The organism is Alkalihalobacterium chitinilyticum, assembly GCF_029028005.1.
In the GTDB taxonomy this organism is placed as follows: Bacteria; Bacillota; Bacilli; order Bacillales; family Bacillaceae_F; genus Alkalihalobacterium; species Alkalihalobacterium chitinilyticum.
Genome location: NZ_JAOTPO010000031.1, coordinates 16,801 through 29,164 on the forward strand (window position 1 = coordinate 16,801; position 12,364 = coordinate 29,164).

Annotated in this window: 12 protein-coding genes; all 12 read left to right on the forward strand. The window is 38.4% G+C overall.

Going from position 1 to position 12,364, the window contains the following annotated elements; all coding sequences use genetic code 11:
- The first annotated feature begins 131 nt into the window (after positions 1-131).
- The 12 genes from N7Z68_RS23570 (at position 132) to N7Z68_RS23625 (ending at position 12,170) form a co-directional block, all read left to right on the forward strand.
- Complete coding sequence (locus N7Z68_RS23570; RefSeq protein WP_275120880.1) at positions 132-917, forward strand: enoyl-CoA hydratase/isomerase family protein; 786 nt, start codon at positions 132-134, stop codon at positions 915-917.
- A gap of 33 nt (positions 918-950) precedes the next feature.
- Positions 951-1,169: a biotin/lipoyl-binding carrier protein gene (locus tag N7Z68_RS23575; RefSeq protein ID WP_275120891.1), complete on the forward strand. Its 219-nt coding sequence runs from the start codon at positions 951-953 to the stop codon at positions 1,167-1,169.
- Between the two features lie 22 nt (positions 1,170-1,191).
- Complete coding sequence (locus tag N7Z68_RS23580; RefSeq protein ID WP_275120881.1) at positions 1,192-2,556, forward strand: acyclic terpene utilization AtuA family protein; 1,365 nt, start codon at positions 1,192-1,194, stop codon at positions 2,554-2,556.
- Positions 2,557-2,559: 3 nt separating this feature from the next.
- Complete coding sequence (locus tag N7Z68_RS23585) at positions 2,560-2,904, forward strand: AtuA-related protein (protein WP_275120882.1); 345 nt, start codon at positions 2,560-2,562, stop codon at positions 2,902-2,904.
- 10 nt (positions 2,905-2,914) lie between these two features.
- On the forward strand, positions 2,915-4,063 hold the full coding sequence (locus N7Z68_RS23590; RefSeq protein WP_275120883.1) for an acyl-CoA dehydrogenase family protein: 1,149 nt from the start codon (positions 2,915-2,917) through the stop codon (positions 4,061-4,063).
- Positions 4,064-4,080: 17 nt separating this feature from the next.
- A complete protein-coding gene (locus N7Z68_RS23595; RefSeq protein WP_275120884.1) occupies positions 4,081-5,232 on the forward strand; it encodes an acyl-CoA dehydrogenase family protein in 1,152 nt (383 codons plus the stop codon).
- 67 nt (positions 5,233-5,299) lie between these two features.
- Positions 5,300-6,829 (forward strand): acyl-CoA carboxylase subunit beta, encoded by a 1,530-nt coding sequence (locus N7Z68_RS23600; RefSeq protein ID WP_275120885.1) that lies wholly within the window; start codon positions 5,300-5,302, stop codon positions 6,827-6,829.
- Between the two features lie 137 nt (positions 6,830-6,966).
- Positions 6,967-8,484, forward strand: a complete 1,518-nt coding sequence (locus tag N7Z68_RS23605) for an acyl-CoA synthetase (RefSeq protein WP_275120886.1) — start codon at positions 6,967-6,969, stop codon at positions 8,482-8,484.
- 30 nt (positions 8,485-8,514) lie between these two features.
- A complete protein-coding gene (locus tag N7Z68_RS23610; RefSeq protein ID WP_275120887.1) occupies positions 8,515-8,952 on the forward strand; it encodes a MaoC/PaaZ C-terminal domain-containing protein in 438 nt (145 codons plus the stop codon).
- 14 nt (positions 8,953-8,966) lie between these two features.
- The gene (locus tag N7Z68_RS23615) at positions 8,967-10,514 is read left to right on the forward strand and encodes an AMP-binding protein (protein WP_275120888.1); all 1,548 of its coding nucleotides are present in this window, start codon (positions 8,967-8,969) and stop codon (positions 10,512-10,514) included.
- Between the two features lie 218 nt (positions 10,515-10,732).
- Positions 10,733-11,515, forward strand: coding sequence for a DUF169 domain-containing protein (locus tag N7Z68_RS23620; RefSeq protein ID WP_275120889.1), 783 nt, complete (start codon positions 10,733-10,735; stop codon positions 11,513-11,515).
- Positions 11,516-11,858: 343 nt separating this feature from the next.
- Positions 11,859-12,170, forward strand: a complete 312-nt coding sequence (locus N7Z68_RS23625; RefSeq protein WP_275120890.1) for a TIGR04104 family putative zinc finger protein — start codon at positions 11,859-11,861, stop codon at positions 12,168-12,170.
- Positions 12,171-12,364 lie beyond the last annotated feature (194 nt).

Sequence of the window (12,364 nt, forward strand, 5' to 3'; positions counted from 1 at the left end):
ATGAACAATTGTCCTTTATGGTGTCCAGCTATCTTAAAAAGTTTGCTGTCATTTAGCTACTTTAATTTTGGCACATAACTTGCAATGTTAAAGATGACTGTCAAATTATCAATTCACAAAGAGGTGTGACTATGAACTACGAAACCATTTTATATGAAGTATCAGGAAATGTTGCTAAAATCACTTTAAATTTACCTGAAATGAGAAATCCCTTAACAGAGAAATCTGCAAATGAATTACTATTAGCAATTAGAAAAGCAGACGATGATTCTGCTATTAGAGCAATTGTTCTTACAGGTGCAGGAAAAGCGTTTTCTGCCGGGGGCAATCTAAAGGAGTTTAAGAAAAACCTAGAAAAAAAAGCACCTGAACTTTATTTTGAGGGAAAAGCAAGTACTGAACTCTTCAAAGTAGGTGCTGAAATTAAGACACCCCTCATTGCTTCAGTAAATGGTCCTGCTTTAGGTGGGGGAACGGGGCTTGTTGCGATGAGTCATCTAGCAATTGCATCAACAGAAGTGAAATTAGGTCTAACTGAATTAAAGCTTGGTTTAGTTCCATTTGTGATAATGCCTTGGGTACGCCGGGCTATTGGAGACCGTAATATGATGGAATTAATGTTAACAGCAGAAATTATTTCAGCACAACAAGCGAAGGATTTAAATTTAGTTCACCGAGTAGTGGAGCATGATGAACTTGATGCTGAAACAATGAAACTAGCAAAGCAAGTCGCATCATTTAGCCCGTTAGCTGTTCAATTAAGCTTAGATGCTTTTTATACGACGGAACAAATGGATTTAATGAAGTCTTTTGATTATTTAACCAACCTGCGCCTCGTTTCTTTTATGAGTGAAGACTTACGTGAAGGTGCCACAGCATTTTTAGAGAAGCGACGTCCCAACTGGACAGGAAAATAAAAATATATTTTGTTATAAAAAGGAGAGGTAATGATGATAGAAATTCAAGCTTCGATGAGTGGGAACGTTTGGAAGGTAGAAGTCAAGGAAAACGATGTCGTCAAAGAAGGGGATGTTTTAGTGATATTAGAGTCGATGAAAATGGAAATCCCCATAGAAGCTACTCATGACGGTATTGTAGCCTCCATAAAAGTGGCAGAAGGTGACTTTGTTCAAGAAGACGATGTAATCGCGACGATTAATAATTCTTAATTAATGTGGGGGTGAAAGTAGAATGAAAACGGTACGCATAGGAGCTGCCCAAGGTTTTTATGGAGATACGATTGAACCTGCTATAGCAACTGCAAAAAAAGGAAATGTTCAATACATTTGCTTTGATGCATTAGCAGAACTAACGATGGCCATTTTAGTCAAAGACAAGAAAAAGAATGAAAATGCAGGTTATACAAAGGATATTTCGATGCAAATGAAAGCCCTCCTTCCATACGTAAAGGAAAAAGGAATTAAGCTTTTAACGAATGCAGGTGGAATTAATCCCGTGGGAGCCCAGCAGGAAGTCCTTAAGGTTGCAAGAGACCTCGGAATTAAAAATTTAAAAGTTGCTGTTGTAACGGGTGATAACGTGCTTGATCGCGTTGAGGAATTCCAAGAAAAAGGAGTAGCCCTAACCCATCTAGAAACGGGTGAAACTATTGAAAAAGTGAAAAGTAAGCTTGAATTTGCAAACGCTTACATAGGTGCACAGCCGATCGTTGAAGCCCTAAGGTTAGGTGCGGATATCGTAATCACAGGAAGAACGACAGACACAGCACAATTTCTAGCCCCGTTGATTTATGAGTTTAATTGGAGTGAAGACGACTGGGATCGACTGGCTAGTGGTGTATTTATGGGGCATCTACTCGAATGTTCAGCACAATCAACTGGTGGAAATTTCAGTGGAAAATGGTGGGAAATTGAGGGGTTTGATCAAATAGGTTATCCGATTGCTGAAGTTTCGGAAGATGGTGAGTTTGTAGTAAGTAAGGTAGAGGACCGTGGAGGACTAGTAACTGTCGATACTGTAAAAGAACAGATGTTATATGAGATCCACGACCCTTCAGCTTATATTACACCTGATGTTGTCGTTGATTTAACAAATGTAAAACTAGAAAATATCGGACCAAATGAAGTAAAAGTAACTGGAACGAAAGGAAAACCGAAGCCAAATACATTGAAAGCAGTTATGGGTTATGAAAATGGATACGTAGGTCAAGTGATTGTTGGATTCACCTGGCCGGATGCAATGTTAAAAGCTAAAAAGGTTGATGAAATCATTCGAACACAAATGGAACGAATGCAATGGAACTACGATGAGGTAAGAACTGATTTTCTAGGATACAACTCTTTGCATGGTCCATTAGCACATGATCATGCTGATGAACTGAATGAAGTATTTCTAAGAATGGCAGTTAGAGCCAAAACGAAACCAGAAGCAGCTCGCTTTAGTCGGTTATTTCCACCGCTTGCCTTAAATGGTCCACCGACGATGAGTGGCTTTACTGGAAATGCAGCTCCGAGGGCTCTAATCGGCATGTGGTCAGCATTAATACCACGTGAAATGGTAGAGGAGCATCTGAAGGTAGAAATTGAGGAGGTGTAAAGAATGGTCAAAGTAAAACTAAAGGAAATTGCACAATCTAGGTCAGGTGACAAAGGAAATACAGTCAATGTTGCCTTATTTGCACCAAATCAAGAAATCTATAACATTTTCCTTACTGAAGTAACCCCAGAAAAAGTTAAGGAACATTTTAATGGCCTAGTAGAAGGGGAAGTTGTTCGATTTGAAATGCCAAATATTTTTGCTTTGAACTTTGTCTGTAGTGAAGCGTTAAACGGAGGAGGTTCTTCCTCTATCCGATTAGATAATTTAGGGAAGTGTTTTGGTTCCAATTTATTACGAATGGAAATTGAAGTCGATGAACAACTCGTGTTAGAAACTATTAAATGAGGTGAACAATATGCCATATGAGCCATATTTTACGGAAGAACATGATGAACTACGTAAAACAGTACGCAAATTTGTGGAAAAAGAAATTGCGCCGTTTGTAGATGAATGGGAAGAAGCAGGAGAGTTTTCAAGAGAGTTATTTACTAGGATGGGAGAACTCGGTTACCTAGGTTTACACTACCCTGAAGAAGTTGGTGGGCAAGGAGGAGACTACTTCACTTCTATTGTGTTAGCAGAAGAGATGAATAAATGCGGTTGCGGTGGTGTACCAATGGCTATAGCTGTACAAACAGATATGGCAACCCCTCCAATATATAAATTTGGTACAAAAGATCAGCATGAACGCTTTCTAACTCCAGCTATTAGAGGAGAAAAAATCGCTGCAATCGGAATTACAGAACCTGATCACGGTTCAGACGTGCAAGGCATTCGAACGAGAGCAAGACGTGATGGAGATGAATGGGTAATAAATGGCACAAAAACTTATATTACAAATGGAACGAGAGCTGATTTTGTCACTCTAGTAACGAGGACTTCAGATGACCCTGGACCAAAAGGGATTAGTCTCTTTTTAGTTGAAACGGACCGTCCTGGTTTTTCAGTTAGTAAAAAGCTAGATAAAGTTGGGATGAGATCTTCTGATACAGCAGAGCTTATCTTTGATAATGTGCGGGTTCCGCATAAAAATCTGCTAGGAGAAGAAGGGAAGGGTTTCTACCAAATCATGTGGCAGCTCCAAGGTGAGCGAATGGTGGGTGCAGCAGGAGCAATTGGTGGAGCAGAGTACGCTTATGAACATGCTCTACATTATGCCAAATCCAGAAAAGCATTTGACCAACCGATTGGTAACTTCCAAGTGATTGCTCATTTATTAGCGGAGATGAAATCCGAAATTGAAATTTGCAGAGAGTTAACGTATTCAACTGCTTATCGATTTTCTAAAGGAGAGGTTCCTGCTAAGGAAATTTCAATGACAAAACTTGCAGCAGTTCAGATGGCTCATTGGGTATCTGACCGTGCTCTACAAATATATGGTGGAAATGGTTATATGAACGAGTATCCAATTGAACGAAACTGGAGAGATAGTCGTTTGCCACGTATCGGTGGAGGAGCAGATGAAATCATGAAGGAAATTATCGCTAAACAAATCGGCTTATGAGAAAGGGAGGGACAATAATGTCTCATTGGATATTTACTGAAGAACATGAAATGTTTCGAAAAGCAGTAAGTAAGTTTGTTGAAAAAGAAGTGAAACCTAATGTGGAACAGTGGGAAAAAGATGGAGAAGTGCCGAGAAGCTTGTATCAACGAATGGGTGAACTTGGCTACTTAGGAATTAAGTTTCCAGAACAATACGGTGGCGGTGGATTGGATATTATTACTGAAGCCGTTTTAATTGAAGAGCTCGCTAAATGTGGTTCTGGTGGTATTGGTGCATCATTAGGAGCACATACAGGCATAGCGATGACGAATATTTGGAAATATGGAAATGATGAGCAAAAGCAAAAATACCTTGTACCTGGTATTAAGGGAGATGCAATTTCAGCATTAGCCATTACTGAAACAGGCGGTGGTTCGGACGTATCTGCAATGAAGACGACTGCAAAAAAAGATGGGGATGGCTATATTCTAAATGGTTCGAAGACGTTTATCACGAACGGAGTCAATGCTGATTATGTCATCGTTGCAGCCAAAACTCAGGAAGAACCCGTTCATAAAAATATAAGTCTATTTATTGTTGAAACTAGTTCTGAAGGGTATTCCGTGGGAAAAAAATTAAAAAAATTAGGTTGGAGATCGTCGGATACTGGAGAACTATTCTTTGATAACGTCCGTGTACCTAAGGAAAACTTAATCGGTGAAGAAAACAATGGCTTTCAATACATCATGCAAAATTTTCAGTTTGAAAGAATTAGTATGGCGCTAGGAAGTGTAGGTCTTGGAGAACTGGCTTTGGAAGATACGAAGAAATATAGTAAAGAAAGAATTCAATTTGGTCAACCACTTTCTAATTTCCAAGTACTTCGCCATAAAATGGTTGACATGGCTGTTGACATTGAAAAAGCTAGAAGCATAGCGTACCGCGCCTTGTATTTGTACGATAAAGGTGAAGATTGTGTAACAGAAGCTACAATGGCAAAAGCATTTACTGCTGAAATGATTCGCAGAGTAACGGACCAAGCAGTTCAAATTCATGGTGGAAACGGTTATATGATGGAGTATTCTGTTCAACGCTACTGGCGCGATGCTAGAATTCAATCCATCGGCGGTGGGACGACTCAAATTATGAATGAAATTTTAACGAAACGATTAGGAATCCTATCTTAATCATCTTTCAATCTAAAATAATAGCTACTTAATTTATATTAATCTAAAAACAAGGATGGTGTTTGCTGTGGAACGTGAACGTAAAGTACTTGCAGAAAAAGAACGAATTGAAAAAGGTGGACCTGACCATGAAAAGATAAAGAAACTTGGTAAATTATTTGTTCGCGATCGTCTGAAGCTTTACTTCGATGATGAGCAACCATTCTATGAAACAGGACTTTTTGCGAATAATCTAAATGAACGACTACCAGCCGACGGTGTAGTAGCTGGAACGGGAAAAATTGACGATCGGATTGCTTATTTTATTGCTAGTGACTTTACAGTTAAAGCAGGATCTATGGGGAAATATCATAGTGAAAAAGTTCTAAGAATCCAAGAGTCTGCTATTCGAGGAAAGCGTCCGCTAATTTATCTTATCGATTCCTCAGGTGGCCGTATAGATGAGGCTGGTGGTTATCACGTTGAAAAATATTCGGGCGGAAAGATCTTTTATAACCATAGTGTACTTTCAGGTCGAGTACCACAAATAGCTGTTCTTTATGGTCCATGTTTTGCTGGAACGGCTTATATGCCAGTGTTTTCTGATTTTGTTGTCATGGTTGATAAAATTTCTGGAATGGCGATCGCCTCTCCACGAATGGTACAAATGGCAACGGGCCAAAAAGTAGATGTTGAGGAGCTCGGTGGTGCGACAATGCATACGTCCAAGAGTGGTTCAGCAGACTTTATTGCCAAGTCCGAAGAAGAGGCAGCCCAGATTGTTAAAAAACTGCTAACGTACTTACCTGATAACTTTGAAGCTAAGTTACCAGAATTTCCATCCGTAGAGCCGACTCGAGATTCGAAAGAAATCGATAATATCATTCCGCAAGAGCCTAACCGTGCATATGATGTTCGCAAATTAATTGAGTCAATTGTAGATGGTGATAGTTTCTTAGAAATTAAAGCGAACTTTGCTAAAGAGTTAGTAACGGGCTTTGCGAGATTGAATGGAAAGACTGTTGGAATTGTAGCGAACCAACCAATGCAAAAAGGTGGGGCGATCTTCCCAGAGTCTGCAGATAAGGGTGCTAAATTTGTCTGGACTTGTGACGCTTACAACATTCCATTGCTCTACTTATGTGATACACCTGGATTTATGGTTGGAACAAAAGTAGAACAAGAAGGAATTTTGCGTAAAGGTCGTAACTTTATTTTTGCAAGTTCATGTGCCAATGTTCCAAAAATTTGTGTCATAGTCAGAAAAGCTTACGGCGCAGGAATTTATGCGATGGCAGGTCCTGCATATGAGCCAGATACAACAATTGCACTTCCTTCGGCCGAAATTGCAATTATGGGTCCTGAAGCAGCTATTAATGCTGTATATTACAATAAAATTCGTGCTGTTGAAGATCCACAAGAACGAGAAGAATTGGTTAAAAAATTACGTGATGAATATCGTGCTGGTTACGATACGTTCAAACTTGCAGGGGAACTAGTCGTTGATGATTTAATAGTTCCTAGTGAACTTAGAAAAGAGCTTATCAGTCGTTATGAAACATTTGAAAATAAAGATTTCCCATTACCAGCAAGAAAGCACTCTACGATTCTTAGTTAATAGATAGGTTATGTACCTATTAAAATAAATAAAGATTTGTTGACGTTGGGTTCATCTAGCTAATTTGGATTCCAAGCGATGAGACCGATCTAACAACATTTATAAACACAACCTAAAATAAAAGGGAGTTGATCAAAATGACAAAAGGAATAGGAAATTGGCTAAAAAAATATAGCGAGTTTGATCCAGATAAGCTCGCTCTCGTTTTCAAAGATAAACGGTTTACCTATAGTGAGTTGAATGAACGAGTAAATCAATTAGCACATGCTTTTGTTTCTTTAGGAGTTAGAAAAGGCGACCGAGTCGATGCTTTATTACTAAATACAAATGAAGCGTTAGAATCGATGTTTGCTTGTGCAAAAATTGGCGCCATTTTTGTACCGATCAATTTCCGTTTGAGTGTAGATGAAGTCTTATATATTGTGAACGACTCGGGGGCGAATCATTTTATTTATGATGAGCGATTAAGACCTGTAGTTGATGCACTCAGGCAAAAAGAGTCAAAGTTAATAGATTATATTCATGTAGGAAGCAATCCACATGAAGAAGATTATGAATATGAGCATTTAATTGAAGGCTCTTCTACTGAAGAACCAGGTTATGATATTAGTTTAGATGATATACATTTAATGATGTATACATCAGGTACAACCGGGCGTCCAAAAGGGGCGATGCTGAGTCATGGTAATACTCAATGGAATGCAATTAACTGCATTAATTTTATGCCTACCCATAATACAGACATTACCTTAACTGTAGCTCCATTATTTCATATCGGTGGAATGAGTGTTTTTACTACACCACTCTTCTACAAAGGTGGAACAGTTATTTTAGATGATAATTTTGACCCGAAGAGTGTTATGCAAAAAATTCAAGAAGAGAAAATTACTGGTCTCTTCTTCGTTCCTGCGATGTGGCAAGCTCTTACAACAGTTGATAAATTCGATGATTACGATATTTCCTCTCTACGGTTTTGTGTATCTGGAGGAGCTCCTTGTCCAATTACGATCATTGAATATTTTCAGGCTCGAGGCATTCCATTCTATGAGGGCTTCGGTTTAACGGAAACTGCACCTTTTGTTAGTTTACTAGATGCTAAAAATTCTATCCGTAAAAATGGCTCGGTTGGAAAGGCACCTGTTCATACGGATGTTAGAATTGTCGACCCCAATGACCGTGATGTTCCACCTGGAGAAGTTGGTGAACTGATCGTGAGAGGACCGAATGTGATGGTTGGTTATTGGAACAAACCTGAAGCGACGAAGGAAGCAATAAAAGACGGTTGGTTTTATACAGGAGATCTTGCAAAGTTTGATGATGAAGGATTTATTTATATTGTCGACCGTAAAAAAGACATGATAATTACAGGCGGCGAAAATGTGTATCCGATTGAAGTAGAACAAGTTCTTTATCGTCACCCCAATATAAGAGAGGCTGCAATTATTGGTTACCCAGATGAAAAGTGGGGTGAGTCTATCAAAGCAGTTATCTCACTAAAAGATGCGAGTAGTCCATTTACAATAGAGGACATTCAACAATTTTTAGACGGAAAAATTGCTAGATATAAAATGCCAAAGAAAATAGAAGTTGTTGATGCGTTACCTAGAAATGCAACAGGTAAAATCTTAAAAACAGTTTTAAGAAAAGAAGCTTAAGTAGATTTGGAGAAGGGAGGTAAGGGTGAATTGTTTGATAAATTTTTTGAAGATTTTGAAATAGGTCAAAAGTGGAAATCGCGAGCGAGAACAATTACGGAAACAGATATTGTGATGTTCTCTGCTTTTAGCGGTGATTGGTATCCTCTTCACACAGATATTGAGTATGCTAAAACAACTTTGTTTAAACAGCGCATCGCACACGGAATGTTAGTTTTATCAGTTGGGACAGGGCTTACAAGAATGGAGCCTGAAATTATCGTCGCCAATTATGGTGTAGATAAGCTGCGTTTTATTCAACCAGTATTTATTAATGACACGATCCATGTCGAACTTGAAGTGCTAGACCTTCAAGATAAAGGCAATGGAACTGGCGTTGTTACTACCAAACAACAGATTGTTAAACAAAATGGAGATCCAGCAATTGTTGGAATTTCCAAAGCATTAATAAATAAAAAAGCTCAATAAAGGGAGGAATTTGAATGCAAAGTATCGTAAACCGTGTAGCCATTGGCGATATTCTTCGCCGGAATGCTGCGAGATTTCCTGATAAGGTAGCTATTATTGATGGAGGAAAGAGAATCACGTATCGAGAATTAGATCAGTTATCGAATCAATTTGCTAACTATTTATTAAGTTCAGGTTATACCAAAGGGGATACCATTTTAACGATTTGCATGAACTCCTGGGAATATGTTGTTATTTACAATGGAATTGCTAAAGCGGGTCTAATCTGGGTTCCGATTAATCCTGGTATTTCTATTAATGAGAAGCTTTATATCTTAGATCAAGTCGAAGCTAAGTTAATCATGGGTGATGCACCTTTAATTCAAAATGATATCGAAACATTTAAAAAGAGTTGCCAAAATATTCTTGCAGTCCGTGGGAGTTTAGGAGATACAAATACATTCTTACTTGCACTTGAAGACCAATCTGAAGTTGAGCCAGAAGTTGAAATTGAAGATCGAGATGTTGCACAAATTATGTTTACCAGTGGGACAACAGGTAATCCAAAAGGAGTAATGACAAGTCATTTAGCTGTATATATCGCAAGCTTAGGGAATATCATAGAAAGCAACTTTCAAGAAGACGAAAAGACTTTGACGATGATGCCACTGTTCCATTGTGCGCAACATACGTTTACCGTGTCTGCTCTTCATCGTGGAGCAACCTCTGTAGTAATTAGTGGTTTTGAACCAGAAGCATTAATGAAAACCATTGAAGATCACCAAATTACAAATATGTTTGCTCTACCGATTATGTACAAAGCATTATTATATCATCCGAATCGACCGAAATATGACTTAAGTTCTCTAAGAAGATGTACTTACGCTATGGCACCTATGGACCGTCAAACATTAGAAAAGTGTATTCACGAATTTAAAGCTGAATTTGCTTTAGGAACTGGCCAAACAGAAATTTATCCAGCAACGATGACATTTAGACCAGAAGAACAATTACGTCGTTTCGGATCCTATTGGGGAACATCTAATCTAATTAACGATACAGCTATTATGGATGATGATGGAAATATTTTGGAGAAAGGTCAAGTAGGTGAAATTGTTCATCGTGGCCCTAACGTTATGAACGGCTACTTTAGAAATGAAGAAGAGACAGCGAAAAGCAGAGCGTTTGGCTGGCATCATACTGGAGATTTAGGGTATTGGGATGAAGATGGTCAACTAGTCTTTGTTGATCGTAAAAAAGATATTATTAAAACAGGTGGAGAAAATGTCGCTTCAATTAAAGTCGAAGGTGTACTTCTTACGCATAAGGATGTTGCTAATGCTGTAGCTGTTGGTTTACCACATGAACGATGGTCAGAAGCGGTTACTGCATTTGTTGTGTTAAATCCAGGCAGTCAGGCAACAGAAGAAGACATTATTAACTATTGTAAGGAACACCTAGGAGGATTTCAGGTTCCTAAATCAGTGGTGATTTTAGAACAATTACCACTGACTGCAACGGGTAAAATTCAAAAACATGTATTACGAAGACAATATACTAACCATTATCAAATTACGAACTAAGCAATAAAATGTAAGCGTTATCATATCAGTAGAGCGGATGATAAAATAGGAACCATTTGCCTGTATTTTAATTACACGTAAATGGTTCTGCTTTTTTAGGTGATCTAGAAGGGTGACTAAGAGAGTTAAAGTCAACAGATAGCAGTAAAAATAAGGATCTGTAAACTATGTTGTTAACAAATAATTTATTGAGTGAAGGATAAAGAAGAGGGGTATAAATGGATAATATTCAAGAAGATTATGATTGGAAGTATATAGTGGATGAATTATATCAATATTTGCGATTAAAAACCACTCCTATTGGGATGAAACTATTTGAGAATAAAGAAGAGATGGAGGTTATACCCAAAATTCGTCGTCCAAGAGATATTCATACTGCAGATCAAATCGTTGCTCAAGCAGCACGTCTAGGTTGGACGGTCGGTATTACTGCAGAAGACCTCGTTGGACCACAGTGTCAAGTTGTACTTGGGTTGCACCCTCGTAATGAACAATGGCTCTCTGGTAAAGATATGGCGGGAGTTTGGTTTGAAAACGAGTTAGCTTCTTCACGTCATCAACAAGAGATGGATGTCGTTCCGCATGGACGGTATGAGGCAATGGCTGTTTCACCCTTAGCAGTAGGACGGTTAACACCTCCTGATATATGCATGATATATGCTACACCTGGGCAGATGATCCTTTTTATCAATGGTTTACAGTGGAAAGATTACGAGAAGTTTGATTGGAGTGTCGTTGGGGAATCTTCTTGTGCAGATTCATGGGGGCGTGCTCTTGCTACACGAAAGCCAAGCTTATCTATTCCTTGTTATGCAGAGCGAAGGTATGGGGGAGTTTTAGATGATGAGCTATTGATGGCACTACCACCAGCTGATCTTGTGAAAGCTTTAGAAGGTTTAAAGGGACTCCATCAAACTGGTCTTCGCTATCCAATTCCCCAATACGGTATACAAATGGATGCGCGCTCGGGTCTTCAAGTTAGCTACGGTAAAGGAAAGTAAAAGAAGTGATCTTATAATCAATTAGATTTATAACGGTAGGATACTAACCACTTGTAATTGACCTATTATTTGGTCGTTAGGCAAGTGGTTTTATTTTTTTGTTTGTAAGTAAGTCCATCGTGTAGTGATATTAGTGTTTCTTGTAGTTTTACTTATATTGTCACTATATAAAAGAGTAAAATATAGTACAATATGAAAAGAGCAAAGTCACTTGCTTGACGAATGAAACTGGTTTAACACATGTTTGCTTCTATTTACTTATAAAGTTTTGCTTTTAATGGTAAGATATAAGTAGTTATTATACGTATTTCATAGAGAATAGCTTATGTAAGGAGGCTTAATAATGGCTCAACAAAAATGTGAAAGTTGTGGGCACGAAATTACGAGAAAAGAAATTACAAAATCATTATTAAAAGGATTTAGCCCAATAACTTGCAGTAATTGTGGCAAAGTCCACTTAGTGCAACAGATTTCAAAATTAATTATTGCTATGTTAGTTACATTTCCGATTGTATTCTTCTTATTATTATTATCCACAGCCATTGGGTTATCAGGACTTCAAACAACTGTAGTCGGTGTAATTCTGCTCGCGATAACTCTGTTTGCTTCACCTTTTATTGCAAGATGCGAACCAGCTGAAAATCAACAGATGTAGAAAGATTAGAAAAAATAGTAATATACAAATTAAAAAGCCAAAAACGATCCAAGATACTTGGATCGTTTTTTTTGTTCGCCCAGCATGGGCGAACTCTAACGGGTGAAAGTCCCGAGTACGACCTTGTAGCGGTAAGTACATAGCCAAAAGCAAGGGTGTCCATGGTGACGTGGAATCTGAAGGAAGCTCGAGGC